The 25,689-nt window shown below is 36.7% G+C and carries 28 protein-coding genes; 27 read left to right on the top strand and 1 reads right to left on the bottom strand.

What is annotated here, in order from left to right; translation table 11 throughout:
- The first annotated feature begins 53 nt into the window (after positions 1–53).
- The 9 genes from KW2_RS07550 (at position 54) to KW2_RS07510 (ending at position 9,595) form a co-directional block, all read left to right on the top strand.
- Positions 54–596 (top strand): GNAT family N-acetyltransferase, encoded by a 543-nt coding sequence (locus KW2_RS07550; RefSeq protein ID WP_021037535.1) that lies wholly within the window; start codon positions 54–56, stop codon positions 594–596.
- Positions 597–795: 199 nt separating this feature from the next.
- Positions 796–2,004, top strand: a complete 1,209-nt coding sequence (locus KW2_RS07545) for a CCA tRNA nucleotidyltransferase (protein WP_021037534.1) — start codon at positions 796–798, stop codon at positions 2,002–2,004.
- Between the two features lie 122 nt (positions 2,005–2,126).
- The gene (locus KW2_RS07540) at positions 2,127–3,551 is read left to right on the top strand and encodes a C69 family dipeptidase (RefSeq protein WP_021037533.1); all 1,425 of its coding nucleotides are present in this window, start codon (positions 2,127–2,129) and stop codon (positions 3,549–3,551) included.
- A gap of 110 nt (positions 3,552–3,661) precedes the next feature.
- A complete protein-coding gene (locus KW2_RS07535) occupies positions 3,662–4,180 on the top strand; it encodes a hypothetical protein (protein ID WP_021037532.1) in 519 nt (172 codons plus the stop codon).
- Positions 4,181–4,285: 105 nt separating this feature from the next.
- Entirely contained in the window at positions 4,286–5,365 is a 1,080-nt protein-coding gene (locus KW2_RS07530) for an iron-containing alcohol dehydrogenase family protein (protein WP_021037531.1), read from the top strand.
- A 76-nt stretch (positions 5,366–5,441) separates the two neighbouring features.
- The gene (locus KW2_RS07525; RefSeq protein ID WP_021037530.1) at positions 5,442–6,395 is read left to right on the top strand and encodes a LysR family transcriptional regulator; all 954 of its coding nucleotides are present in this window, start codon (positions 5,442–5,444) and stop codon (positions 6,393–6,395) included.
- A 147-nt stretch (positions 6,396–6,542) separates the two neighbouring features.
- Positions 6,543–8,414, top strand: coding sequence for an ABC-F family ATP-binding cassette domain-containing protein (locus KW2_RS07520; protein WP_021037529.1), 1,872 nt, complete (start codon positions 6,543–6,545; stop codon positions 8,412–8,414).
- 6 nt (positions 8,415–8,420) lie between these two features.
- The gene (locus KW2_RS07515) at positions 8,421–8,603 is read left to right on the top strand and encodes a hypothetical protein (RefSeq protein ID WP_011676583.1); all 183 of its coding nucleotides are present in this window, start codon (positions 8,421–8,423) and stop codon (positions 8,601–8,603) included.
- A 17-nt stretch (positions 8,604–8,620) separates the two neighbouring features.
- Entirely contained in the window at positions 8,621–9,595 is a 975-nt protein-coding gene (locus KW2_RS07510) for a Gfo/Idh/MocA family protein (RefSeq protein WP_021037528.1), read from the top strand.
- A gap of 10 nt (positions 9,596–9,605) precedes the next feature.
- On the opposite strand, the gene msrA is transcribed toward KW2_RS07510, so the two are convergent.
- The gene (gene msrA / locus KW2_RS07505; protein WP_021037527.1) at positions 9,606–10,157 is read right to left on the bottom strand and encodes a peptide-methionine (S)-S-oxide reductase MsrA; all 552 of its coding nucleotides are present in this window, start codon (positions 10,155–10,157) and stop codon (positions 9,606–9,608) included.
- Positions 10,158–10,297: 140 nt separating this feature from the next.
- On the opposite strand from msrA, the gene KW2_RS07500 reads away from it, so the two are divergent.
- The 18 genes from KW2_RS07500 (at position 10,298) to purF (ending at position 25,640) form a co-directional block, all read left to right on the top strand.
- Positions 10,298–11,233 carry a dihydroorotate oxidase gene (locus KW2_RS07500; RefSeq protein WP_021037526.1) on the top strand — a complete coding sequence of 312 codons (936 nt, stop codon included), beginning with the start codon at positions 10,298–10,300 and terminating at the stop codon, positions 11,231–11,233.
- Positions 11,234–11,349: 116 nt separating this feature from the next.
- Complete coding sequence (locus KW2_RS07495; protein WP_021037525.1) at positions 11,350–12,057, top strand: putative ABC transporter permease; 708 nt, start codon at positions 11,350–11,352, stop codon at positions 12,055–12,057.
- A gap of 59 nt (positions 12,058–12,116) precedes the next feature.
- Positions 12,117–12,386 carry a bacteriocin immunity family protein gene (locus KW2_RS07490; protein ID WP_011676578.1) on the top strand — a complete coding sequence of 90 codons (270 nt, stop codon included), beginning with the start codon at positions 12,117–12,119 and terminating at the stop codon, positions 12,384–12,386.
- Positions 12,387–12,498: 112 nt separating this feature from the next.
- Complete coding sequence (locus KW2_RS07485; RefSeq protein ID WP_021037524.1) at positions 12,499–13,545, top strand: zinc-dependent alcohol dehydrogenase family protein; 1,047 nt, start codon at positions 12,499–12,501, stop codon at positions 13,543–13,545.
- 132 nt (positions 13,546–13,677) lie between these two features.
- On the top strand, positions 13,678–14,517 hold the full coding sequence (locus tag KW2_RS07480; protein ID WP_021037523.1) for a thymidylate synthase: 840 nt from the start codon (positions 13,678–13,680) through the stop codon (positions 14,515–14,517).
- A 273-nt stretch (positions 14,518–14,790) separates the two neighbouring features.
- Positions 14,791–15,543 (top strand): hypothetical protein, encoded by a 753-nt coding sequence (locus tag KW2_RS12280; RefSeq protein ID WP_021037522.1) that lies wholly within the window; start codon positions 14,791–14,793, stop codon positions 15,541–15,543.
- A 112-nt stretch (positions 15,544–15,655) separates the two neighbouring features.
- Positions 15,656–16,102: a MarR family winged helix-turn-helix transcriptional regulator gene (locus KW2_RS07470; RefSeq protein WP_021037521.1), complete on the top strand. Its 447-nt coding sequence runs from the start codon at positions 15,656–15,658 to the stop codon at positions 16,100–16,102.
- The gene (locus tag KW2_RS07465; RefSeq protein ID WP_021037520.1) at positions 16,099–17,472 is read left to right on the top strand and encodes an MFS transporter; all 1,374 of its coding nucleotides are present in this window, start codon (positions 16,099–16,101) and stop codon (positions 17,470–17,472) included. Before KW2_RS07470 ends, KW2_RS07465 begins: the two co-directional genes overlap by 4 nt.
- A gap of 221 nt (positions 17,473–17,693) precedes the next feature.
- Positions 17,694–18,446: an SDR family oxidoreductase gene (locus KW2_RS07460; protein WP_021037519.1), complete on the top strand. Its 753-nt coding sequence runs from the start codon at positions 17,694–17,696 to the stop codon at positions 18,444–18,446.
- Positions 18,447–18,462: 16 nt separating this feature from the next.
- Complete coding sequence (locus tag KW2_RS07455) at positions 18,463–18,831, top strand: DUF2255 family protein (RefSeq protein WP_021037518.1); 369 nt, start codon at positions 18,463–18,465, stop codon at positions 18,829–18,831.
- Positions 18,832–18,865: 34 nt separating this feature from the next.
- Positions 18,866–19,180 (top strand): carboxymuconolactone decarboxylase family protein, encoded by a 315-nt coding sequence (locus KW2_RS07450; RefSeq protein WP_021037517.1) that lies wholly within the window; start codon positions 18,866–18,868, stop codon positions 19,178–19,180.
- Between the two features lie 12 nt (positions 19,181–19,192).
- Complete coding sequence (locus KW2_RS07445; RefSeq protein WP_021037516.1) at positions 19,193–19,486, top strand: antibiotic biosynthesis monooxygenase family protein; 294 nt, start codon at positions 19,193–19,195, stop codon at positions 19,484–19,486.
- A gap of 15 nt (positions 19,487–19,501) precedes the next feature.
- The gene (locus tag KW2_RS07440) at positions 19,502–19,909 is read left to right on the top strand and encodes a cupin domain-containing protein (protein WP_021037515.1); all 408 of its coding nucleotides are present in this window, start codon (positions 19,502–19,504) and stop codon (positions 19,907–19,909) included.
- Between the two features lie 138 nt (positions 19,910–20,047).
- Positions 20,048–20,758 carry a phosphoribosylaminoimidazolesuccinocarboxamide synthase gene (purC, locus tag KW2_RS07435; protein WP_021037514.1) on the top strand — a complete coding sequence of 237 codons (711 nt, stop codon included), beginning with the start codon at positions 20,048–20,050 and terminating at the stop codon, positions 20,756–20,758.
- 54 nt (positions 20,759–20,812) lie between these two features.
- Positions 20,813–21,079, top strand: a complete 267-nt coding sequence (purS, locus tag KW2_RS07430) for a phosphoribosylformylglycinamidine synthase subunit PurS (RefSeq protein WP_011676478.1) — start codon at positions 20,813–20,815, stop codon at positions 21,077–21,079.
- Positions 21,076–21,756, top strand: coding sequence for a phosphoribosylformylglycinamidine synthase subunit PurQ (gene purQ, locus KW2_RS07425; RefSeq protein ID WP_011676477.1), 681 nt, complete (start codon positions 21,076–21,078; stop codon positions 21,754–21,756). Before purS ends, purQ begins: the two co-directional genes overlap by 4 nt.
- Positions 21,757–21,972: 216 nt before the next feature.
- Positions 21,973–24,192 carry a phosphoribosylformylglycinamidine synthase subunit PurL gene (gene purL, locus KW2_RS07420; protein WP_021037513.1) on the top strand — a complete coding sequence of 740 codons (2,220 nt, stop codon included), beginning with the start codon at positions 21,973–21,975 and terminating at the stop codon, positions 24,190–24,192.
- On the top strand, positions 24,177–25,640 hold the full coding sequence (purF, locus tag KW2_RS07415; RefSeq protein ID WP_021037512.1) for an amidophosphoribosyltransferase: 1,464 nt from the start codon (positions 24,177–24,179) through the stop codon (positions 25,638–25,640). Before purL ends, purF begins: the two co-directional genes overlap by 16 nt.
- The last annotated feature ends 49 nt before the right edge of the window (positions 25,641–25,689 follow it).

Below are 25,689 nucleotides of genomic sequence, written 5' to 3'. Positions count from 1 at the left end.
TAGAGTAAGTTTGCAAGAGCTTTTCTATAATAGAACCTTTAGTGGGGTGCTTTATGAGTAATTTGGAAATTCGTAGATTAGACTTAAGTGATGCTGAGCCATTTATGGATTATATTCATAATTGGTCAACAGATACAAGTCCTTTTAAGATTGATGCTGTAAAAACTTATGCCGAGGTTAATTTGGATAATTTTTCGAAATATGTGGGAAAAATTCGGAAAGAGGAAATAAGTGCCGAAAAGCCAGACTGGTCAACAGCTACTAAATATTTTGCTTTTGTTGATGGACAAATTGCTGGTGAAATATCTTGTCGTTGGCAAATTGAAAAGGGAATTTTATTAGAATGGGGCGGGCATATTGGTTATGGTGTCGCTCCTGATTTTAGAGGTCAGCATATTGCTGAAAAAATGGTCAATTTTGCCCTGCCCAAATATCAAAAACGTTTGATTTCTCAAGTAATGATTTCTGCTGACAAGGGAAATGTGGCCAGTCGTAAAACGATTGAAGCAAATGGTGGAATCTTAGAAAATACTGTGGAAATTGACGGAGACGAAATTTGTCGTTATTGGATTAATTTGGAAAAGTCAATGGAATAAAAATTACTGATAAAAATCGGAAAAAGTTCGTCAACCCTTTTTTGGGCTTGCGTGCTTTTTTCTTACTGACTAGTCTTTACTTAGAAGTTTATGTGCTTTTGTCAGTATTTTAATAGTATTCAAAAATTCTGTCAGTAAAATTGGAAGCCTATAATGGGGCTATGCCCCTTTTTCTATAAAAAATGATAAAATAAAAGATATGAAATTAGAAAAATTACCCGAGGAGTTTGTACAGGCTCAGCCGGTTTTAGAAAAAATAAGCGAGCATGGTTTTGAAGCTTATTTTGTTGGAGGTTCTGTACGGGATGTATTGCTTGGGCGAGAGATTCACGATGTAGATATTGCAACGAGTGCTTACCCTGAGGAGATAAAAGATATTTTTCCTTATACTATCGATGTCGGTATTGAGCATGGAACCGTTCTTGTTTTAGCTGGAAAATCGGAAGCCGAGCATTATGAAATTACTACTTTTCGGACAGAATCAAAATATACAGATTACAGACGACCTGATCATGTGGATTTCGTCAGAGATTTACGAGAGGATTTAAAACGGCGCGACTTTACGGTTAATGCTTTTGCCTGTGATTTTGAGGGTCAAATCATTGATTTATTTGATGGTTTAACAGATTTAAAAGAACGAAGATTGACAGCTGTTGGGAGCGCTTTGGAGCGTTTCAATGAAGATGCCTTACGGATTATGCGTGCCATGCGTTTTGCTTCCACTTTGGATTTTAAAATTGAAGAGAAAACTTTTTCAGCCATGCGTGAGCGTTCTCACCTCTTAGAAAAAATTTCGGTTGAGCGAATATTTATCGAATTAGATAAATTATTGCTGGGGAGTGAATGGCGCAATGGTTTGACTTTATTGATTGAATCAGAGGCATGGAAATACTTACCAGATTTTCAAGATTTAGCCTTAAAAAAAGTGCTGACAGAGCTGTCAGTAGATTTTCACTTTAAAAATTCAGAACAAGCATGGGCAGCCTTACTGACTAGATTTTCAAATATTGATGTGAAGGCTTTTTTACGCAAATGGAAGGTATCAAATGAATTTTCAAAATATGTAGCTGACCTTGTTTCAGCCTATGAACTTGAAAATTGGGATTTGGTCAGTCTTTATCATTTTGGTTTGGAAAAAGCACTTCTGGTTGATGAGTTGAAAATTGCTTTTGGAAGGAATATTGACAGAGAACGAGCAGTTTTTATTAATGACCAATTGCAAATTCATGATAAATCAGAAATTGTTATTGCTGGAAAAGATTTGATGGATGAATTTTCCCTTAAGCCCGGACCAGAGTTGGGAAAAATATTAAAAACTATTGAAGAAAAAATAGTTAAAAATGAGTTGAAAAATGAGCAAATTGCAATTTTAACAGAAGTTAAAAAAATGCTTGAACTTGAAAAATAAAAGTTAACAAATTTTACTGATAGAAATTCTGAAAAAAATCAATTAATATTGTATTTCTGTTAGAGACACAATTTTTGATATTCCTATCAATGTATTCTATAAAATATAAAGGGAGAACTAATATGAAAATTGAAAATCGCCGTAAAGGGTCATGTACAACAGTGCTTGTTGGGAAAAAAGCCTCAATTGACGGGTCAACAATGATTGCCCGTAATGATGACGGTCATGAAGCGCTTGATCCACAACGCTTTATTGTCATTGAACCAGAAAATCAAGTGCGTCATTATAAGGCAGTCTTATCTGGTTTAGAATTAGATTTGCCAGATAATCCTCTGCGCTATACTTCAACACCCAATGCTGTCCTAAAAGAAGGTATTTGGCCTGCAGCAGGAATTAATAGTGAAAATGTTGCGATGTCAGCAACAGAAACAATTACTACGAATCCAAGAATTCTCGGACTTGACCCTTATGTGGAAAATGGGATGGGCGAAGAAGACCTTGTGACTCTTGTCTTGCCTTATATCAAAAGTGCTCGCGAAGGAGTCGAACGTTTAGGCCAATTACTGACAACTTACGGAACCTATGAACCAAACGGGATTGCTTTTGCTGACAATGAAGAAGTTTGGTGGTTGGAGACAATCGGTGGACATCATTGGGCAGCGGTTCGCATTCCTGATGATTCTTATGTGGTGGCACCAAATCGAATGAATATTGACGAATTCAAATTTGATAATGATGATTATATGTGTTCTGATGATTTGAAACAGTTAATTGATGAAAATCATTTGAACCCTGATTTTGAAGGTTATGAAAGTCATTATAATCTTCGTCATATCTTTGGTTCATCTTCAATCAAAGACTCTGTTTATAATAATCCTCGAACTTGGTATGGTCAAAATTTCTTGGGAAATGTATCTGAAGACCCACAAAATCAAGAACTTCCATTCATTTGTGAAGCTAGCCGTAAAATCACTGTCGAAGATGTGAAATTTGTCTTGTCAAGTCATTTTGAAAATACAAAATATGACCCTTATGGCACAACAAATCGTCCAGAAGAAAGAAAACTTTTCCGTCCAATCGGAATCAATCGAAATCACAGTGTTCATATTTTGCAAGTTAGAAATAATGTTCCTTTTGAACTCGCAGGTGTACAATGGCTTGCTTTTGGTGCAAATACTTTCAATCATGTTGTACCATTTTACACAGCAATTAATGATACGCCAGCTTCTTATCGTGACGCGAAGGGAGAATATGATCCAACAAATATGTATTGGTTGAGCGCAACAACAGCTGTTCTTGGTGATGCGAATTATGATTTATTTGTTGATTTACGCAACACTTTTGAATTAAACACCATGGCGAAATTCCATGAAATTCAAAATGAAACTGATAAAAACTTTGAGTTTGCAGAAGATAAAATTGCGTATTTGACACAAGCCAATGAAAAATTAGCAGAGACTGCTTTCAAAGCACAAACGGAACTTTTGGGACGTATGGTTGTTCTTGGTTCAGCTAATATGAAATTACGTTTTGACTTTAATGATTAATTTTATCTAAAAGATCTTAAAAAGTAGTTGAAAAACTACTTTTTTTAGTTTTATTTTAACTTCAAAATGCTATAATACTATTACAGCTCAAAGCTAGAAAAGGAAAATAAATGAATTCTAGAAAAAGAAAAACAGAGAAGAAACGTAGAGGGGGTAAAGTATTTGCAATATTACTCTCCCTTATTATATTTCTGGCTCTGATTGTTTTTGGTATTGTAATGGTAGGACGACACGTTATTTCCAGTCAAACAGATAATATTGCAGCAAAATTTATACCAGATTCTCAAAACTTAACGGATGCAGCGGATCAAATTGGTTCGGCTACTCCGTCGGCTATTGCAAGCAAATTAAATGAGAATTCGGATACTATCAAGAGTCAATCGCAGGGATTAATCAATTCGGCAAAAGCGACGAGTACTGACTCAAAGCTGACCTATACTTTAGAATCTTCTAAGCTTAATAAAGCAACCGTTGGTGCCCTTTTACTTGCAAGTGGTGATCAAGTTAAGGACGTTGCAGATAAAGTCTTAGACTCAATGAAGAAGGCTGGAGTAGCTCAACCCAAACTGCAAATTGATTTGACAGATGACAAGGGAAATATAATCAAAACTCTGGATTACAGTGCCTAAAAACATTGATTTAGAATAAAAACAACATTTACTTAATTAAATGTTGTTTTTTTGTGCCTTAAGTGATAGAATATTCTAAATAATTATTTAATTAGGAGGAAAATTATGAAACTCTCAGAAGAAGTCCGTCCCGGAGCAAACAGATACGTGAGTGGTCAAGGAATTTTGCAAGATTTAGAAGCTTACCTTGCGCCATTTAAGGAACTTGCCGTGATTACTGGCGAGAAATCATTTCAAGTTTTTCAAGATTTTTATCCTAAAACTCTTTCTTATCCTATTTTTCATTATGACGGCACAGCATCTGTTGAAAACGGGAAAAAGCTAGCCAAAGAAATCGGTAATGTTGAGGCTATTCTTGCGATAGGGGGCGGGCGTTTGATTGATACTTGTAAAGTAGTGGCACAAGAGCTTGATTGTGAGTTGATAATCATTCCTACTTTAGTATCGAATTGTGCACCTTATACACCGGTTGCTGCGCTTTATCATTCAGACCATACTTTTGATAAAGTCGGATATTTAAATAAAGTCAGTTATTTGACCTTAGTGGATTATGATTTTTTATTAGCGACTCCCTATGATTATTTTGTTGCTGGAATTGGAGATACACTCGCAAAATGGTATGAAATGGAAGGAATTATTCGTCAAGTCCCCCAAGAAGAATTGTCAGCTTCCGTTCGTTTAGGTTTTGTCAGTGCCAAAGAAATTTTTAAAATATTATTTGCAGATTCAAGGGCGGCTTTGGAGGATTTAAGTATGCAAAAAGTAAGTCCAGCTTTTGGACGTATTGTAGACACAATCATTGAACTTTCGGGCACAGTGGGCGGATTTGCCGGAACTTATGGGCGGATGTCAGGTGCTCACGCGCTCCATAATGGACTTTCGCTTTGTCCAGAAACGCACGCTATTTTACATGGTTCAAAAGTTGCTTATGGTGTTTTAGTTCAATTGGCTTATACAAGGGACTATTTAGAAATTGAGAAACTATTACCTTTCTATCGAGAAAACCATTTGCCTGCTTCTTTAGCAGAAATAAATTTATCCAATCCTAATTTGAAAAAACTGAAAGAAGCGGCAGAATTTGCAGCTAGTCCTGTTGAATCTTATCGCTTAATCGATGAAAAAGTGAGCGGGGAAAAAATAATCTCAGCGATAAAAGTACTGGAAAGCTTGGTCAGTAAAAAATAATTACTGAAAGTTCTGTCAGTAAATACAAAGTTACTGACCAGATTTTTGATTTAAAAATCTAATGAGGAAAAAAATAATGACGATAAGTTTACAACAACTCAAATATTTTATTGAAGTGGCTAAGATTGGCTCAATCAATCAGGCAGCTGAGATTCTCTATATTACACAGCCTAGTCTGTCAAAGTCAATCAAAGACATTGAAATGGAAGTAGGATTGCCCCTTTTACAACGTTCAAGCAAAGGAATTTCGCTGACTGCAGAAGGAACCGAGTTTTTAGGTTATGCTAGACAAGTTGTTGAACAATCTGATTTATTAGAAGCGCGGTGGTTGGACAAAAAGCCATCAAGAAAACTGTGTGCCATCTCGACACAGCACTATGCTTTTGCCGTCAATGCTTTTGTAAATATGGTTAAAAAAACAGAAAGTCAAGGGATTGACGAATACGAATATACTTTACGAGAGGCCCGCACTTATGAAATTATAGAAGATGTGAAGGCCTTGCGCAGTGAACTTGGCATTCTTTATAAAAACTCTTATAATGCAAATGTGATTGACAAAATTTTAAAAGAAAATCGGCTAACCTTTCATTCCTTGTTTTTGGCTGAGCCTCATATTTTTGTAAGTTCGACCAATCCCTTAGCTGACCGACAACTTGTAAGCTTAGAAGATTTAGAAAAATTTCCACGCTTGTCTTATGAGCAAGGCGAGCATAATTCTTTCTATTTTTCTGAAGAGATTTTATCGACTGTTTACGCTAAAAAAGACATAAAAGTGGGAGATCGAGCCACAATTTTTAATTTAATGATTGGCTTAAATGGTTATACCATTTCAACAGGTATTGTCAGTCAGGATTTAAATGGTGATAATATTGTCGCTATTCCTTTAGCAGTTGATGATAATATAGAAATTGGCTGGATTTCACTCAACGATTTTCAACTAACCAGACAAGCTGAACTCTATATCAAAGAATTAGAAGAGATTGTTCATCCTTTTGATATTCGTGAGAGTAAAAAAAATAGTGACGACTAATCAAATCTTTTCTGTCAGTAATTTTTTACTGACGGAAAGGAGTCATCAAAGAATCGCTCACTTTGCTAGTAAAAATGATACCTGTCGTTACTGACAGGCTTTTTTATGATATAATCAAAAGTAATATAAGAGAAATTAGGGCAAAAAATGGCAGACTTCATCGCACAAAATTTAAGTAAATCAGTTGGAGAAAAAACGGTTTTCAATAAAATCAATTTCATCATTCATGATCTTGATCGAATTGGACTTTTAGGAGTAAATGGAACAGGTAAAACAACACTCTTAAATGTTATTTCAGGACTTTCTGGTTTTGATGGAGATAAATCCCCTTTTGACCATCCACAAAATTACAAAATTACTTATTTAACTCAAGAACCAGATTTTAATCCGAAAGCAAGTATTTTAGATAGTGTTTTAGATGATTCACTTCCACAAATGAGGGCAATTAAAAACTATGAAGCGGCGCTTTTGGATTTTGAAAATTTGTCTAAATTAGAGCGTGCTCAGTCAGAAATGGATGCCTTGAATGCATGGCAAGTAGAAGCAGATGTCAAAACAATTTTAACTAAACTTCAACTTCCAGAAGCTACAACAATCATTGAAAGTCTTTCTGGTGGACAAAAAAGACGTGTTCAATTGGCTCAAGCTTTAGTCAATGATTCAGATTTGTTATTACTTGATGAACCAACCAACCACCTTGATGTTGAGACCATTGCTTGGTTACAAAATTATCTTAAAAATTCTCGAAGAACAGTTCTTTTTGTGACCCATGACCGTTATTTTTTGGATAATGTTGCAACACGAATTTTTGAGCTTGAAGATGCCGGATTAAAAGAGTATCAAGGAAATTATCAAGATTATTTAGCGAAAAAAGCAGAAGATGAAGAACGTGAAGCCGCAGCGAGTCATAAAGCCAAACAACTTTACCAGTCCGAATTAACTTGGATTCGTAAATCACCACAAGCTCGGGCAACCAAACAACAGGCACGTATTGACCGCTTTGAAGATCTCAAAGATTCAATGAAAACTTCAAAAAATCAAGAGGATTTGGAATTAAATATTGCTTCAAGTCGCTTAGGTAAAAAAGTGATTAATTTTAAGAATGCAGGATTTTCTTACCCAGACCGCCAAATTTTCAGCAATTTTGATTTAATTGTTCAACCTCATTCGCGCTTAGGGATTGTTGGGGATAATGGCGTTGGAAAATCAACACTCCTCAATGTCATTGCTGGAGAATTAGAATTAACTGATGGGCTTTTAGAAATTGGGGAAACCGTCAAAATTGGTTATTTCAGTCAAGAAATTCGCGGACTTGATGAAAATAAACGCATGATAAATTTCCTTGAAGAAGTGGCTTCGGCTGCTCATAATAATAGTGGCGAGAATATTTCAATTGTTAATCTATTAGAGCAATTTCTCTTTCCAAGAAGTAGCCACGGAACACTCATTTCTAAACTTTCTGGTGGTGAGAAAAAACGACTCTATTTACTAAAGATTTTACTATTACAACCTAATGTGCTTTTACTTGACGAACCAACCAATGACTTGGATATTGCAACATTAACCGTACTTGAAAATTTCCTAGGGTCTTTCCCTGGTGCTGTTTTGACCGTTTCACATGACCGTTATTTCCAAGACAAAGTAAGTAATGAATTACTTGCCTTTGAAAATGGAGAAATCAACCATTATTTTGGTGCTTACAGTGACTATTTAGCGGTCAAAATGGAAGAAAAAATTGCTGACAAAGCTGTCAGTAAAACTGAAAGTCCCGTAATTGCTGACAAAAGAGATAATACGGACAAAGCCAAACTGACTTATATGGAAAAGAAAGAATGGGAAACTATTGAAAGTCAAATTGCTGAAATTGAAGAACGAATTTCTGAGATAGACACAGAAATGAATGAAAATGGTTCTAATACTGAACTCTTACTTGATTTACAAAAAGAATTAGACAATAAAACAAAAGAGCTTGAAGAAAAATATGAACGTTGGGAATATCTATCAGAAAGGGCCGACTAAAAGATTATGACGACACAAGAACTTATTGAAACCTTACAAAAATTTCCACCAGAAGCAACTGTAAAAATCATTCAAAATGATATCAGTGGAGACCGATTTTTTGATGTTAATACAGTAGAAAATCTTGCTAGAGTCCGTGTTACCACTGCAGGAGTTGAAACTGTAGAAACCGTGATTATCGGGATTTAGTCACAGGAGGAAGTTAAATGTTAAAAATTGGAATCATGGGTGCTGCTAAGATTGTTCCCCGATTTGTAGCAGGTGTAAAAGAAAGTGGGCAAGCAGAAGTTATCGGAATTGCTGCCAGAAATAAAGAAAAAGCAGAAAAAGCCGCTTTGGATTTAGGAATTCCAGAAGTTTATGATGATTATGTAAGTTTAGTAAAGGCAGAAGAAATTGACTTAATCTATATTCCACTTATCAATAAACAACATTATCCTCAAGCAAAGCTGGCCCTAGAAGCAGGTAAAAATGTGCTTCTTGAAAAACCATTTACCTTAACGCTTAAAGAGTCTCAAGAGTTATTTAAGATTGCAAATGAAAAAAATCTTTTTTTGATGGAAGCCCAAAAATCTGTTTTTCTTCCTGTGATGACCAAAATCAAAAAATGGCTTGGTGCCAATGAGATTGGTAAAGTATCTCGCCTTGCAATTAACGATTTTAGACCTCATACCAACCGTGAGAGTTGGGCTTTAGATTTAAAAGAAGGTGGCGGAGCCTTTATCATGCATGCCAGCTATCCACTCTCCGTGCTACAATTTTTATTTGGAACAGGTTTTGATGAAGCAAAAGGAATTTACTGGTCCCCTGAAGAAAATAAAGCAGATTTAGATTACGAAATTCTTTTGAAAAAAGAAGAAATTATGATTAATATCTCGCTTACCACCCGTTTGGATAAAGCAAATACTTTTGTAATTTATGGGGAAAAAGGAGAAATTTCTGTTCCAAATTATTGGAAATCAAATCAAGCAAGTCTCATTAGAAATGATGGAATGATTGAAGAGTTTTCACATCCAATGCCAAGTGAATTCAGTTATGAGATTGATGAAATCGCGGAACTTATCAATAGTGGTAAGAAAAAAAGTGAAAAACTTTCTCCTGAAATGACAATGACGACTGTTAAAATTGTAGAAGATCTATACCAAGAATGGTTTGGAAAAGATTGGCCAAATATAAAATAAAAACACTAGCTTATCTAGTGTTTTTTCTTAAAAATTTAAATTTTCCTTTGAAACGTTGTAAGGCCAAATAACGTTCACGTGCCTTGTGCATCGCTTGATAACGTTTAGGGTCTTTTTTATAGTATTGTTGATGATATTCTTCAGCTGGCCAAAAAGTTTTAGCTTCTTCAATAGGAACAACTATTGGTTTGTCCCAAATTCCAGATTTTTCTAAGGCGATTTTACTTTTTTGAGCAGCAGTTTTTTGTTCTTCACTTTCAACAAAAATTGCTGGACGGTAATTTGCGCCTCGGTCATAAATTTGACCGTCAGCATCCGTTGGGTCAATCAAAGACCAATAAATATCTAAAAGCTCATCATAAGAAATTAGTTCATTATCAAATAAAATTTCAACGGCCTCTGTATGGCCAGAAGCTTTTGAGAGAACTTGGTCATAAGTAGGGTATTCGATATGTCCGCCTGTATAGCCGCTTGTTACAGCCAAAATACCTGGACGTTCTTCGAAAGGTTCAACCATACACCAAAAACAACCACCAGCAAAAATAGCTCTTTCTGTACTCATCTTACACCTCCATTTGCTCTAATTTAATTATATCATGTGAAAAAAATGCCGCCTCATCATTTGACTCGAATTTTAAAAATTTTGAATTTGGCTTTTTTGTGATAGAATAGTTAAAAATAGAAAAGGGGAACGATTTTTTAATGCTTAATACAACTTTTGCAAATGCCAAATTCGCTAATCCATTTATGAACGCTTCAGGAGTCCATTGTATGACGATTGAGGATTTAGAAGAATTAAAAGCCTCTCAAGCAGGGGCCTATATCACCAAAAGTTCCACATTAGAAAAAAGAGAAGGTAATCCACTCCCACGTTATGTTGACTTAGAATTAGGATCAATTAATTCTATGGGTCTGCCTAATTTAGGATTTGATTACTACTTAGACTATGTTTTAAAAAATCAAAAAGAAAATGCTCAAGAAGGGCCAATCTTCTTTTCCATTGCGGGTATGAGTGCAGCAGAAAATATCGCTATGCTCAAGAAAATTCAAGAAAGTGATTTTTCAGGAATTACAGAGTTGAATCTTTCTTGTCCAAATGTTCCTGGTAAGCCACAACTTGCTTATGATTTTGAAGCCACTGAAAAGCTCCTAAAAGAAGTTTTTACTTTCTTTACAAAACCGCTAGGTGTCAAACTTCCCCCTTATTTTGACCTTGTACATTTTGATATTATGGCAGAAATCCTCAATCGGTTTCCGTTGACTTATGTTAACTCAGTCAATAGTATTGGGAATGGACTTTTTATTGATTCAGAAGCAGAAAGCGTAGTTATTAAGCCTAAAGATGGATTTGGTGGAATTGGTGGAGCTTACATCAAACCAACAGCGCTTGCAAATGTCCGTGCTTTCTATACTCGACTCAAACCTGAAATTCAAATCATTGGAACGGGTGGGATTGAAACAGGACAGGATGCTTTTGAACACCTTTTATGTGGAGCAACGATGCTTCAAATCGGGACAGCCTTACATAAAGAGGGACCTGCAATCTTTGATAGAATCATTAAAGAATTAGAAGAAATAATGAATCAAAAAGGCTATCAATCAATTGCTGATTTCCACGGAAAATTAAAATCATTATAAAAAATTATCATAAAAAGCTAAATTTAAACAGCTTTTTTCTTATCTTATTAATGAAATTTAAAAAATACTAGAAGAGATGATATAATGTAAAAGATTAAACAAACAAGGAGAAACACATGGAACTTTTTATGACTTTTATCGTTTATTCTTTCATTGGTTGGCTTTGGGAAACTTTCTATTGTTCACTTAAAGACCGACATTTTGTTTTTAGAGGTTTTTTATTAGGCCCTTATTGCCCTGTCTACGGTTTTGGTGTGTCAGCAGTCTTACTTTTAGTTCCAAATACTGGAAATTTATTTAGTCTTTATCTTAATACAATAGTGATTGTGACTGTGGTCGAATTTATCGGTAGTTGGATTTTAGAGAAATTCTTTAATATGAAATTATGGGATTATTCAACACTTCCTTTCAATATTGAAGGTAGAGTAGCTGTTCCCGTTTCATTATTTTGGGGTGTAGGTTGTATTATTTTGATTAAATTAGTTAATCCGCCCGTCCAAAATTGGATTCATGATTTTAATGCAATCACGCATAGTTGGGGAGTGCTTCTCATATTAATTATTTTTGGAGCTGACCTTCTGTCAACGTTTATCTTTACGATTTCAACCAAAAAAGAAGTATTGGCTATGATTGATGATTCTGATAAAGAAAATGCGGCTATCAAAGAGTTTCGTCTTAAACATTTGCTGACCAATCATGAAACCGCACCAAACCGCAAAAAAGTATTGGAACTTCTGAAGAACCGTCCTTTGAAATTAAAACACTATAACTTACGAAGAATTCTTAAAAATTATCCAAACATGAATTTGACAAAAAAACGCTAGCTTTAAAATCGTAAGCGTTTTTAGTGGTCTTAAAAGTGATTTCGTGGCATAATAAATTCATGAATAAAACATTTGAAAAGCAAGAAATTTTAAATGAACTTTATAATCTGGTATTAGATAGAAATATTCGTGACTGGGAACGTCAGTGTTTACTTCATACGAAAGTTCAATTAGAGAATCAAGGGCGACTTGCTGATGAACTTGCTAAATTAGAAGCAACCCTTAGGCCCTTGGCATTACGCTATAATCTCACACCAAAAGTTGCCGATTTTTATCAAAAAATTTCTAGTAACAACCTCTTTGGACGAGGAGTTGGTGGAATTTTGTGAGTTATTTAGGTCTTCTTATGCTTTCAAAGCATAAGAAGTTTTTTAAAAAGTATTTTTCAAAAAGCTAAATTCATTTTATAATGAATTCAATAAATGAAAAGGAAGTAAAAAAATGAAGTCAGCCTATTTTGTCGAAAAAAATAAGATGGAAGTTAGAGAATTTCCCAAAGCACAACTTGTAAAAGAAACAGATGCCATTATAAAAATCGTTCGTGCCTGCGTTTGTGGTTCTGATTTATGGTGGTTCCGTGGGATTTCTGAACGTCATCCAGGTCCAGTAGGTCATGAGGCTATTGGTGTCATTGAAGAAGTTGGAGCGGGAGTTAAAAACTTTAAAGAGGGAGATTTTGTCATTGTTCCCTTTACTCATGGTTGTGGACACTGTCCAATCTGTTTGGCAGGATTTGAAGCTAATTGCCCCAATGCTAAAGATGGAGTTAACGGGGGATATCAAGGAGAATTCTATCGAGCAATTAATGCTGATGGTGCACTTGTTAAAATTCCGGGAAGACCAAGTGATTATTCAGAAGAACAGCTGGCTTCGTTGACAACTTTAGCGGATGTCATGCCCACAGGTTTTCATGCGGCTAAAGCAGCAGATGTTCACGAAGGGGACACAGTAGTTGTCTTTGGCGATGGAGCAGTAGGTCTGTGCGCAGTGATTTCGGCTAAACTTTTAGGTGCAAAACGGATTATTGCAATGAGTCGCCATGAAGATCGAGCGGCATTGGCGCGTGATTTTGGGGCAACAGATATCATTGCTGAGCGTGGTGCAGAAGCGATTCAAAAAATTATGGCCTTAACCAATGGTTATGGTGCTGATGCTGCCTTAGAGTGTGTCGGAACAAAAGAAGCCATTGAATCTGCTTTCCAAGCAGTAAGAGCGGGAGGACGTGTAGGTCGCGTGGGAGTTCCTCATGATGTTGACTATAATGAATGGATTGATTCTCTCTTTTGGAAAAATATTCAACTTGGTGGTGGAGTGGCTTCTGTTGCACGGTGGGACAAAGAAATCTTACTTGAAGCAGTTTTAAATGAACAAATTAACCCAGGACGTGTCTTTACAGCAGAATTTTCCTTAGATGAAATTCAAAAGGCTTATGAAGCAATGGACCAACGCACAGCCATTAAGTCCCTTTTGAAAATTTCGGAAGGTTAAATAAAAAACAATAAAATTTCACCAATTTGGTGAAATTTTTGTTTCGTAAAATGAAAATAATTGTCGACAGTTCATTTGCTTCCAACCTTGGTTGTGATATAATATAATGAATAAAAAAGAAAAGGAAAATTCATGACTTACGCAGATCAAGTTTTTAAACAAAATATCCAAAATATCCTAGATAATGGTGTTTTTTCAGAAAATGCAAGACCAAAGTATAAGGATGGTCAAATGGCGAATAGCAAATATGTCACTGGTTCATTCGTTACTTATGATTTGCAAAAGGGGGAGTTTCCAATTACCACTTTGCGTCCAATTCCAATCAAATCTGCTATTAAAGAATTGATGTGGATATACCAAGACCAAACAAGTGAGCTTTCTGTTCTTGAAGAGAAGTATGGAGTCAAATACTGGGGAGAATGGGGAATTGGTGATGGTACGATTGGGCAACGTTATGGTGCAACAGTCAAAAAATATAATATCATTGGTAAATTATTAGAAGGCTTGGCGAAAAATCCATGGAATCGTCGTAATATCATCAACCTTTGGCAGTATGAAGATTTTGAGGAAACAGAAGGTCTTTTACCATGTGCTTTCCAAACGATGTTTGATGTCCGTCGAGAAAAAGATGGTCAGATTTATTTGGATGCCACACTGATTCAACGTTCAAACGATATGCTTGTGGCCCACCATATCAATGCGATGCAATATGTTGCTTTGCAAATGATGATTGCAAAACATTTTTCTTGGAAAGTTGGGAAGTTCTTTTATTTTGTAAATAATTTACATATTTATGACAATCAGTTTGAGCAGGCAAATGAATTAATGAAGCGAATAGCTTCTGAAAAAGAAGCTCGTTTGGTCCTTAATGTTCCTGATGGTACTAATTTTTTCGATATTAAACCTGAAGATTTTGAACTTGTGGACTATGAACCGGTAAAACCTCAATTGAAATTTGATTTAGCAATTTAGATTAATCTATAAGTTACTGACAAAACTGTCAGTAACTTTTTTTGTGGGAAAAATGTATTTTTATTACCGTAAAGAATCTGTCATTAGAAGTCTGGAATTCGTATAAAAATCGACTAGAATAGGCTTTAACGACAAAATATTTTAAAGAGTACGCTCTAAATGTAGTTTTTGTATTTTTGTTTGATGACGAAGTTTAAATTTAATTGACAAATGTTTTAAAATGAGTATAATAGGACTTGTAACCGATTTTATTTTTATAAAGGAGAAAGAAAGATGAACAAACTTTTACTTGGAACAGCCTTTATAGGGGCTAGTTTACTGATTGGTGGGGTTGCTCATGCAGATACAAATGTTTATCGTTTGTATAATCATAATACTGGTGAGCACTTCTATACAACTAGTGGGACAGAAAAGAATGCAAATGTGAGTGCGGGTTGGACTTATGAAGGTGTCGGTTGGGTTGCACCAACAACAAGTTCAAGCCCAGTTTACCGTGTTTACAATCCAAATGCTATGGGCGGAGACCATTATTACACAAAGAGTAAGTATGAAGCTCAAAGTTTAGTAAATAAGGGTTGGAAATGGGATAATAACGGAAAGGCGGTCTTCTATTCTGGAGGTTCTCAAGCCGTATATGTCGCTTATAATCCCAATGCACAATCTGGCGCTCACAATTACACAGAAAGTGGCTTTGAGCAAAATAGCTTATTGAATACTGGTTGGAAATATGGGGCAGTGGCTTGGTACGGTATCGCACCTAGTAAACCAGCAACAGGAACTATTACTTTAAGTGGTGGCGATTATATTGTAGGAAAGAATATTCCGGCTGGAACTTATAATGTGACCTCACCAGGAGCAAGTGGTACTGACACTTATCTCCAATATTCAACAGGGGCACCCAACTATGATGGAAAAGGCTTTTATATTACTAGCAAGGCGACATCTATCAACTTTACCACTGGTATGGAAGTGACCATTATTACATCAGGAAACGCTAAAACGGTTGTTTTTACACCCGTAAAATAAATAATAAAATAATGTGAAATTACTGACAGCATTTTGTCAGTAATTTTTTTTTATCAAAATCACACAAAAACGTTCGTTGACGAACAAAAAAAACTATGCTATAATAATTCGTATGCGAACTAAAAAAGAAGCGATTGGTCGACTTTTAAAAGTGGCCAGCAACCAAATGTCTCGAGAATTTGATAATTTTGCAGCTCAACTTGATTTGACGGGTCAGCAAATGTCAATTTTAGATTTTCTTGGAAATCAAAGTGAAGAAGGTTCAGGAAAAGAAATTAGTCAGACGATGATTGAATTAGAATTTAATATCCGACGTTCAACAACGACGGAAATTTTACAGCGCATGGAAAAGCGGCTCTTAATTAATCGAAGAGCAAGCCTGACCGATGCCCGCCAAAAATCAGTTGAATTAACTGAAGAAGGAAAAAGGTATTTACCTGAAATCAGGGCTTATATCCAAGCACATAATAAAAAAGCTTTGACAGGATTATCAACAGAAGAGATTGCTGCGGTTGAAAAATTTCTTAATAATTTTAGCGTGCAGGAAGGAAGAGAATGAATAGAGAATTAGAAACAAATACAGCCAATCATAAAATTAGCGCGAAAACGCGCTTTTCGATTGTCGCTGTGGCTCTTGTGGCCTTTATGGGGATATTGGCGGAAACAAGTCTGAATGTGACTTTCCCCACGCTTGAGAAAACTTTTGGACTTCCACTAAGTACGGTTCAATGGGTGACGACAGCTTATTTGCTTGTTGTTGCTATTGTTATGCCGACAAGTTCATACATCAGCCAACGTTTTCAAAACCGAACCTTGTTTTTTGCAGGATTAATCTTCTTTACTATCGGTGATTTATTGAGTTTAATTTCATCAAATTTTACTATTTTGATGGCTGGACGTTTGATTCAAGGGATTGGGACTGGGATTGCAATTCCTTTAATGTTTAATCTTGTCTTGACTAAAATTCCTCGTGAACGGGTTGGTCTTTGGATGGGATTTGCTGGTATGATTTTGAGTATTGCACCCGCACTTGGCCCAACTTATGGGGGGCTTTTAACGGGAACTCTTGGCTGGCGAATGATTTTTGCAATTATTTTAATTATCCCAATCTGCTTATTTCCTTTGGGAGCTTGGGCTATTGAAAAGAGTGAAAAAACTCGTCCAGGTAAATTTGATTTTATCGCTTTTATTTTCTTATCACTTGTGATGACCAGTGCCCTTTTAGCTTTAGATTCATTATCAAGTGCTCATTTTTCATGGATTTGGTTAATCCTCTTTATTATTGGATTAATTGCCTTTATTTGGCGTTCAAAAACAAGTTCTTTGAATTTTATCGATATCAATGTCTTTAAGAGTCCAACCTTTACTTTGTCAGTCCTTGTTTATTGTATTTTACAATTTGTAAATTTGGGTATTAACTTTATTATCCCTAATTTCTTACAGGTTTCTCTTGGTGCCACAAGTACCTTGGCAGGTTTTGCTTTATTACCTGGTTCATTAATTGGTTCAGCGGCGCAAGGACCAATCGGTGCACTTTATGACCGAAAAGGGGCCAAGGGTATCTTATATAGCGGGAACACTGTTTTCTTCATTGCACTTGTATTGTTAACGATTTTTACTAAAAATCTAACTTTACTGGGTGTGATGGGACTTTATGTTGTATTCACAATCGGACGTTCGTCAAGCTTTGCAACGACAATGACCAATAGTCTAGCTCAACTCCCGCATGATAAAGCCGCTTCTGGAAATGCTTGGTTTACTACGACTTCTCAATTTGCGGCATCAGCAGGGACGGCGACGGCCAGTCTGATTGCAACAAAATCAAGTAATTTAACAACCGGAACTCAACATGTATTTATGTTTTTCCTTTGCCTTGCTTTACTTAACTTTGTTTTCTATACTTTGATTTTGAATAAAAAAATAAAATAAATTTTGATGAAAGTTTCGTAATTATACGAAGCTTTTTTTATAATTTAATATAGTATGCTTAAAAAGCATAATTATTGATATAAAAAGCATTTCACGTCAGTAAAAAATTATTTTATAATAAAATCATCGAAAAGATGAAACGATGTGAGACTTTTAAGTTGACTTGAAGTGGACTTCAAGGAATATAATGAAAATAGAAGTTAAAAATGAATGGAGAAAAAATGTCAAACAATATTGAAAACAAAGTAGTATTAATCACGGGGGCATCAAGTGGTATTGGTCAGTCAACTGCCGAATTGCTTGCTAAAAAAGGAGCTAAAATTGTTTTAGCAGCAAGACGAGAAAGTCGTTTGAAAGAGTTGGCTGATAAAATTAATAAGGCTGGTGGTCAAGCGATTTATCAAGTGACAGATGTGACTAATCCAGAAGACAGTAAAAAATTGGTGCAATATGCCAAAGAAAAATTTGGTAAAGTTGATGCGATTTTCTTGAATGCAGGAATTATGCCAAGTTCCCCTTTGTCAGCACTTCATGTTGAAGAATGGGAGAGTATGGTCGATATTAATTTAAAAGGTGTACTTAATGGACTCGCTGCTGTACTTCCTGAATTTACAGCTCAAAAATCTGGGCATGTGATTACAACGAGTTCGGTTGCCGGTCTAAAAGCCTACCCTAATGGTGGCGTTTATGGGGCAACAAAATGGGCAGTTCGTGAATTAATGGAAGTGCTTAGAATGGAATCTGCTCAAGAAGGGACAAATATTCGAACGGCTACTATATATCCGGCTGCTATAAATACTGAGTTACTGAATACAATTACGGACACAGAGGCAGCCAAAGGAATGACCGCGCTTTATGAACAGTATGGTATTAGTCCAGAGGCCATTGCTCGAATTGTTGCCTTTGCACTTGAACAACCTGCAGATGTTAACGTCAGCGAGTTTACTGTTGGACCTACAAGCCAACCTTGGTAAGGTAAAAGGAGAAAAAATGGAAATTGATGTAAAAAAGTTTTCTAAGATACAAGATATTTATATTAGCCCAGACCCACAAGAACATCGTCCTGCTTGGATTTGGTTTGCTTATATCGATGATGATTTAGCGGTAGCAGCAGGTCGCGGAACGGCATCAAGTTGGTGGAATTCGGCTATGATTTCAAAAAAGGGGCAAGTTCACATGGATGGGAAAGTTTATCAAGTAGAATTTGAGCCAGTGACAGATAAAGTAAGTATTGATAAATTTATTGATTCTTATCGACAACGTTCAGGCTATAGCTGGGATCCTGCTTGGGAGAAAAATTTTAGACCGACAGTGATGCGTCTGAAATTTTTGGAAGAGCTTGGAAGAAGTACAAGATAAAAAAATTAGATATTGAAGAGATGTGGAGGCTAGAATGGAAAAACAAACCGCAGGACATGAACAACTTGGAGAATTTGCCCCAAAATTTGCTGAATTAAATGACGATATTCTTTTTGGAGAAGTCTGGAGTCGTGAAAAAGAACTTTCGGCACATGAACGTAGTGTCATTACGATTACGGCTTTGATTACTGGTGGAAATTTTGAACAATTAAATTTTCATATGGCTAAGGGAAAAGAAAATGGAATTAGTCAAGAAGAAATTTCAGAAATAATTACCCATCTGAGCTTTTATGTGGGATGGCCAAAGTCTTGGTCAGCTTTTAATATTGCTAAAACGATTTGGAAATAAGAAAGGGAAACTATGACAATAACGGTCAACATTTTGTATCAAGGTGACGTGAATAAGGCCCATCTTTTTGCTGATGAAATGATAAGCTCAGGTCTTGTTGATAAAATTCGTCAGCAAAGTGGAAATTTGCGTTATGAGTATTTTGCTCCTTTTGATAATGAACAAGCGATTTTATTGATTGATGAGTGGGAAAACCAAGAAGCTATTGACCTTCATCATAAAAGTGAGATGATGGCTCAAATTGCTGAATTAAGAAAAAAATATCAGCTTCGATTGAAAGTGACTCGCTATCAAGAGATTGATTAAGAAAGAGAGAATGGAATGAACAAAAAAGAACTAGAAGAAGCACTTATTTTCCCGCAAGGTGAAAAAAATCCTTATGGAGCCTATTTTACGGGACAGTCTTATTTACAAGGAATGGTTGCGGATAGCTCACTGCCTTTTGGGGTGGGAAATGTGACTTTTGAGCCTGGATGCCGTAATCATTGGCATATTCATAAAGATGGCTATCAAGTTTTATTGGTTACAGCCGGTGAGGGTTGGTACCAAGAAGAGGGTAAGGCAGCTCAACTTTTACATGCGGGAGATATGATTGTCACTCATGCAGGAGTTAAACATTGGCATGGAGCGACTAAGGATAGTTGGTTTAGTCATGTCGCCATTACAGCGGGGGAAGCTGTTTGGTTGGAAGAAGTTTCTGATGAACAATATGAAAATCTCAGTAAATAAAAAGTTATTTCCGAACATTCAGCAAAACCGAACAATAAAATGAAAAAGTTCTAGTTTTATCTGCTAGAGCTTTTTTTATTTGTCTCATTAGAATAGAATAAGAAGCATAAAGAATTCCTTAAATGGATGGAGGATATTGTGGAAAAAGAAACGCTGCTTTATGAAGGAAAAGCCAAGAAACTGTATTTTACAGACGATTCTGATGTGCTTTGGGTTGAATATTGTGACCAAGCGACAGCATTAAATGGTGCTCGTAAAGAACAAATTACTGGGAAAGGTGCTCTAAATAATCAAATTACTTCATTGATTTTTGAAAAATTAAATGCTGAAGGATTAGAAACGCATTTTATTAAAAAGTTATCAAAAACCGAACAATTGAATAAGAAAGTATCAATAATTCCTTTGGAAGTTGTTTTGCGAAATGTTGTTGCTGGGTCTTTTGCCAAACGATTTGGTCTTGAAGAAGGAATTGTTTTGGAAGAACCTATTGTTGAATTTTATTATAAAGATGATGCTTTAGATGACCCATTTATCAATGATGAGCATGTCAAATTCCTGAACATTGCAAGTAATTCTGAAATTGAGTTTTTAAAAAAAGAAACACGTAAAATTAATAAGATTTTGAAAAAAACATGGGCTGAAATTGGCTTGACTTTGGTTGATTTTAAACTTGAATTTGGTCGTCTTGCTGACGGAAGCATTATTCTTGCTGACGAAATCTCACCAGATACTTCACGTCTTTGGGACGCGAAAGGGCAACACATGGATAAAGACGTTTTCAGACGAAATATTGGAGATTTGATTGAAACTTATACTGAAGTTTTAAATCTACTGGAAAAGACAAAATAAGAATGTTCTAGTCTTTAGGGCAGCTCTCACATCTTATATAGAAAGAATTTAAAAATGACAAAAGTACGTGTTTACGTGGCTTACAAAGCCTCAATTCTCGATCCTCAAGCTCAAGCAATTAAAGCAGCCACTCATAAAATGGGTTATCAAGAAGTTTCAGACTTGAATGTTGGTAAGTTTTTCGATTTTGATTTTGATGCGGAAGCTGAGCTTGCTAAAGAAAAAGCGACTGAAATTGCCAATGAATTGTTGGCGAATCCAAATATGGAAACTTACAAAGTTGAAATTTTGACTGAACAAAGTGAAGGAGTCAAAAAATGAAATTTGCAGTCATTCAATTTCCAGGGTCAAATTGTGATTTTGATTTACTTTGGGCAATTCGTGATGTCATGGGGGCAGAAGCTGAATTTGTCTGGCATGACGAGAAGTCACTTGCAGGATTTGATGGAGTATTGATTCCTGGTGGATTTTCTTATGGCGATTATTTGCGCTGTGGTGCCATTGCTTCATTTGCTAACATTATGCCTGAAATCAAACGTTTGGCTAAAGAAGGGAAACCTGTTTTTGGCACTTGTAATGGATTTCAAATTTTGGTTGAATCTGGGCTTTTACCGGGTGTATTGATTCGCAATGAGGGTTTGAAATTTGTTTCCAAATGGCAAGTCCTTAAAGTTGAAAATAATCAAAGTAATTTTACGACTGAATATGCTAAAGATGCCTTGATTAATTTACCCATCGCCCACGGCGAAGGCCAATATGTTGCTGACGAAGCAACGCTTGCTGAACTTAAAGAAAATGGTCAAATCGTTTTCACTTATGCAGATGAAAATCCTAATGGTTCAGTTGAAAATATTGCTGGAATTGTCAATAAAGAAGGAAATGTACTTGGGATGATGCCTCATCCTGAGCGGGCCATGGAAGAATTGCTTGGTGGAGCTGACGGAAGAAAAATGTTTGCCTCTTTGTTGAAAAATTTTCTAGTGACTGTAAAAAATTAAGAAAAATTTGCTGACAGCTTTGTCAGTAAGCTGAAAACTTGTAAAATTTGCTGACAGAACTGTCAGTGAGTTTGTAATTTGAAATTAACTGAGTTCGCCCTCCTTGAAATGAGTAAAATTAGACAAAATTAAAAAACTGCACGAGCGCAGAACCATCAATTTTCCTAAATTTCACCATTTCAAAACAGTCGGGCTCACATCTTATAGGAGAAGAACATGACTTTGGAGATGTCACCAGAACAGATTCAAGAAAGCAAAATTTACCGTGAGTGGGGACTGACGGATGAAGAGTATTTGAAAATCAAGGATGAGATTCTTGGTGGACGCTTGCCGAACTATACGGAAACAGGAATGTACGCCGTGATGTGGTCAGAACATTGTTGCTACAAAAATTCAAAACCTGTCTTAAAAAAGTTCCCGACGACTGGTCCACAAGTTTTGATGGGACCTGGTGAAGGGGCTGGGGTTGTAGATATTGGAGATGATTTGGCAGTGGTTTTCAAAGCTGAATCTCATAATCATCCGTCTTATGTTGAACCTTATGAAGGTGCAGCAACAGGTTCTGGTGGTATTATTCGTGATATTTTTTCAATGGGGGCTCGTCCAATTGCAATTTTGGATAGTTTACGTTTTGGACCAATTGACAATGGAAAAACACGTCATATTGTGGACCAAGTAACGGCTGGAATTGCGGGATACGGAAACTGTATTGGCATTCCAACGGTCGGTGGCGAAGTGGCTTTTGATGAATCATACGCTGGGAATCCTTTAGTGAATGTTATGTGTGTGGGCTTAATTGAGCATAAACATATCCAAAAAGGACAAGCTAAAGGTGTGGGAAATTCTATTTTTTATGTCGGAGCGAAAACAGGACGTGACGGCATTCATGGGGCATCTTTTGCTTCAAAAGAATTTGGTTCGGGCTCAGAAACACAACGTTCAGCGGTTCAAGTCGGTGATCCATTTATGGAAAAGCTATTGCTTGAAGCCTGTATTGAAGTTATCCAAAATCATGGCGATATTTTAGTTGGAATTCAAGATATGGGTGCCGCTGGCTTGGTTTCATCGACTTCAGAGATGGCTTCAAAAGCTGGGTCAGGCCTGCGTCTTAACTTGGATAATGTGCCTCAGCGTGAAACAGAAATGATTCCTTATGAAATGATGTTGTCTGAGTCACAAGAGCGTATGGTGCTTTGTGTCAAAAAAGGACATGAACAAGAAATTATTGATTTATTTAAAAAATACGACCTTGATGCTGTGAATATTGGGGAAGTGACTGATGATGGTTTTTATACGCTTTATCATAAAGGGCAAATGGTAGCTCATGTTCCTGTTGATTCATTGGCAGAAGACGCACCAACTTATTACCGTGAAGCAAAAGTCCCTGAGCGCATTCAAAAATTTACTGACAGCGAGAAATATCTTCCAGAAATTACTGACAGCGCGGTCAGTGAAATTTTCAAAAAACTTTTGGCTCAACCGACAATTGCCAGCAAAAAATCAATTTATGAAACTTATGATTCGCGCGTGATGACCAATACTGTGGTCGCGCCCGGCTCGGATGCCGCTGTTTTACGGGTGCGTGGTACGAACAAGGCTCTTGCGATGACAACGGACTGTAATGCTTGTTATCTCTATCTTGATCCAGAAAAAGGAGGAGCGATTGCGGTTGCCGAAGCGGCTCGTAATATCGTAGCCTCTGGTGGAAAACCACTTGCGATTACGGACTGTTTGAACTTTGGAAATCCGGAAAAACCAGAACAATTTTGGGAATTGACGACTGCCGCTGATGGAATTTCACGTTCTTGTTTGGCTCTTGATACGCCTGTTATTTCAGGAAATGTCAGTCTTTACAATGAAACAAACGGTTCAGCTATTTTACCTACACCGATGATTGGAATGGTTGGTTTGATTGAGGATGTAAAAAATATTACGACTCAAGAATTTAAAAAAGCAGGTGATTTGATTGTGCTAGTCGGTCAAACCTTTGATGATTTTTCAGGTTCTGAACTTCAAAAAATGCTGACAGGCGAAATTTCTGGCAAGATTGATTTTGATTTAGAAACTGAAAAAGTCAATCAATACTTTGTTTTAAAAGCAATTACTGACGGATTAATCAATTCAGCGCACGATTTGTCAGAAGGTGGATTAGCGATTGCCTTAGCTGAGTCGGCTTTTGCAAATGGCTTAGGCGTTGATGTGAAAGTTGATTTAAGCAATGCTCAATTATTCTCAGAAACGCAAGGTCGCTTTGTAATCTCAATTTCACCAGAAAATCAAGCTGCTTTTGAAAAATTACTGACAGAAAGTTCTGCTAGTAGCGAAGTCATCGGAAAAGTTACTGACAACGGAATTTTGAAAATCAATGAACTTTCTATTTCTACTGACGAAGCTGTCAGCATTTATGAAGGAGCCCTCCCATGTCTGATGAAATGACAAGTGTAACATTTACTGAACAAGACTGGTCGCGGTTTGAATCGAAGACATTAAATGAGGAATGTGGACTTTTCGGCGTTTGGGGACATCCTGATGCCGCTCGTCTGACCTATTTTGGTCTTCACGCTTTGCAACATCGCGGGCAAGAAGGCGCAGGAATTCTGGTCAATAACAACGGCAAGCTCAATCGTCATCGTGGTTTAGGTTTGGTCACCGAAGTTTTTCGTGACGAAAAAGATTTGGAAGAACTGACAGGTTCATCTGCCATTGGTCATGTCCGCTATGCGACGGCTGGCTCGGCAAATATTAATAATATTCAGCCTTTCCAGTTTGAATTTCATGACGGATCACTTGGACTTGCCCACAATGGAAATTTAACTAACGCTCAATCCTTGCGCTGTGAACTTGAAAAATCTGGAGCAATATTTTCTAGTAATTCAGACACAGAAATCCTCATGCACTTGATTCGTCGTAGTCATCATCCAGAATTTATGGGCAGGGTCAAAGAAGCACTTAACACAGTAAAAGGTGGCTTTGCATATCTCATTATGACTGAGACATCAATTGTCGCAGCCCTTGACCCTAATGGATTTCGGCCACTTTCAATCGGTAAAATGAGCAATGGTGCGCTTGTTGTGGCATCAGAAACTTGTGCTTTTGATGTCGTTGGTGCCACTTGGATTCAAGATGTCCAACCCGGTGAAATCATTGAAATTAATGACGATGGCATTCATGTGGACCAATTTACTGACAGCACCAACATGACCATTTGTTCAATGGAATACATCTATTTTGCCCGTCCTGACAGTAATATCGCTGGAGTTAATGTTCATACTGCCAGAAAACGTTCAGGAAAAATTTTAGCCCAAGAAGCTCAAATTGACGCTGATATTGTCATCGGTGTACCCAATTCATCACTCAGTGCTGCTTCAGGCTACGCTGAAGAATCTGGTTTGCCTTACGAAATGGGGCTGATTAAAAATCAATACGTGGCAAGAACATTTATTCAACCGACTCAAGAACTTCGTGAACAAGGCGTTCGCATGAAATTGAGTGCTGTTCGAGGTGTTGTAGAAGGGAAACGTGTCATCATGGTTGATGACAGCATTGTGCGTGGAACAACTAGCCGTCGCATTGTCAAGCTCCTTAAAGATGCAGGCGCAGCCGAGGTTCATGTGGCAATTGCCAGTCCCGCTCTCAAATATCCTTGTTTTTATGGCATTGACATTCAAGACCGTGACGAACTCATCGCAGCCACACACACGACTGATGAAATCAGAGAAGCTATCGGAGCGGATAGTCTGACCTATCTCAGCCAGACAGGACTTGTCGAGGCGATTGGTCATGATAAACTTTGCTTGTCATATTTTGATGGCGAATATCCAACGCCGCTTTATGATTATGAAGCTGACTATTTGGAATCTTTGGCAAAAAATGGTCTGAAATAAAAACTAGAGTATTTTCTCTAGTTTTTAATTTGGTCAAATCCATAAAGCG

The organism is Lactococcus cremoris subsp. cremoris KW2 (assembly GCF_000468955.1).
GTDB lineage: Bacteria > Bacillota > Bacilli > Lactobacillales > Streptococcaceae > Lactococcus > Lactococcus cremoris.
Note: the sequence above shows the minus strand (reverse complement) of the source record. Positions and strands in the feature narration are given on the sequence as shown.

Bases quoted from the DNA above. Each gene is read 5' to 3' on its own strand.
- KW2_RS07535 (WP_021037532.1), top strand. From the start codon at position 3,662: ATGAATTCTAGAAAAAGAAAAACAGAGAAGAAACGTAGAGGGGGTAAA.
- purF (WP_021037512.1), top strand. From the start codon at position 24,177: ATGTCTGATGAAATGACAAGTGTAACATTTACTGAACAAGACTGGTCG.
- purL (WP_021037513.1), top strand. From the start codon at position 21,973: ATGACTTTGGAGATGTCACCAGAACAGATTCAAGAAAGCAAAATTTAC.
- msrA (WP_021037527.1), bottom strand. From the start codon at position 10,157: ATGAGTACAGAAAGAGCTATTTTTGCTGGTGGTTGTTTTTGGTGTATG.
- KW2_RS12280 (WP_021037522.1), top strand. From the start codon at position 14,791: ATGAACAAACTTTTACTTGGAACAGCCTTTATAGGGGCTAGTTTACTG.
- KW2_RS07450 (WP_021037517.1), top strand. From the start codon at position 18,866: ATGGAAAAACAAACCGCAGGACATGAACAACTTGGAGAATTTGCCCCA.
- KW2_RS07445 (WP_021037516.1), top strand. From the start codon at position 19,193: ATGACAATAACGGTCAACATTTTGTATCAAGGTGACGTGAATAAGGCC.
- KW2_RS07495 (WP_021037525.1), top strand. From the start codon at position 11,350: ATGGAACTTTTTATGACTTTTATCGTTTATTCTTTCATTGGTTGGCTT.
- purQ (WP_011676477.1), top strand. From the start codon at position 21,076: ATGAAATTTGCAGTCATTCAATTTCCAGGGTCAAATTGTGATTTTGAT.
- KW2_RS07540 (WP_021037533.1), top strand. From the start codon at position 2,127: ATGAAAATTGAAAATCGCCGTAAAGGGTCATGTACAACAGTGCTTGTT.
- KW2_RS07510 (WP_021037528.1), top strand. From the start codon at position 8,621: ATGTTAAAAATTGGAATCATGGGTGCTGCTAAGATTGTTCCCCGATTT.
- KW2_RS07520 (WP_021037529.1), top strand. From the start codon at position 6,543: ATGGCAGACTTCATCGCACAAAATTTAAGTAAATCAGTTGGAGAAAAA.
- KW2_RS07470 (WP_021037521.1), top strand. From the start codon at position 15,656: ATGCGAACTAAAAAAGAAGCGATTGGTCGACTTTTAAAAGTGGCCAGC.
- KW2_RS07550 (WP_021037535.1), top strand. From the start codon at position 54: ATGAGTAATTTGGAAATTCGTAGATTAGACTTAAGTGATGCTGAGCCA.
- KW2_RS07485 (WP_021037524.1), top strand. From the start codon at position 12,499: ATGAAGTCAGCCTATTTTGTCGAAAAAAATAAGATGGAAGTTAGAGAA.
- KW2_RS07440 (WP_021037515.1), top strand. From the start codon at position 19,502: ATGAACAAAAAAGAACTAGAAGAAGCACTTATTTTCCCGCAAGGTGAA.
- KW2_RS07500 (WP_021037526.1), top strand. From the start codon at position 10,298: ATGCTTAATACAACTTTTGCAAATGCCAAATTCGCTAATCCATTTATG.
- KW2_RS07515 (WP_011676583.1), top strand. From the start codon at position 8,421: ATGACGACACAAGAACTTATTGAAACCTTACAAAAATTTCCACCAGAA.
- KW2_RS07525 (WP_021037530.1), top strand. From the start codon at position 5,442: ATGACGATAAGTTTACAACAACTCAAATATTTTATTGAAGTGGCTAAG.
- KW2_RS07545 (WP_021037534.1), top strand. From the start codon at position 796: ATGAAATTAGAAAAATTACCCGAGGAGTTTGTACAGGCTCAGCCGGTT.
- KW2_RS07490 (WP_011676578.1), top strand. From the start codon at position 12,117: ATGAATAAAACATTTGAAAAGCAAGAAATTTTAAATGAACTTTATAAT.
- KW2_RS07460 (WP_021037519.1), top strand. From the start codon at position 17,694: ATGTCAAACAATATTGAAAACAAAGTAGTATTAATCACGGGGGCATCA.
- KW2_RS07465 (WP_021037520.1), top strand. From the start codon at position 16,099: ATGAATAGAGAATTAGAAACAAATACAGCCAATCATAAAATTAGCGCG.
- KW2_RS07455 (WP_021037518.1), top strand. From the start codon at position 18,463: ATGGAAATTGATGTAAAAAAGTTTTCTAAGATACAAGATATTTATATT.
- KW2_RS07480 (WP_021037523.1), top strand. From the start codon at position 13,678: ATGACTTACGCAGATCAAGTTTTTAAACAAAATATCCAAAATATCCTA.
- KW2_RS07530 (WP_021037531.1), top strand. From the start codon at position 4,286: ATGAAACTCTCAGAAGAAGTCCGTCCCGGAGCAAACAGATACGTGAGT.
- purS (WP_011676478.1), top strand. From the start codon at position 20,813: ATGACAAAAGTACGTGTTTACGTGGCTTACAAAGCCTCAATTCTCGAT.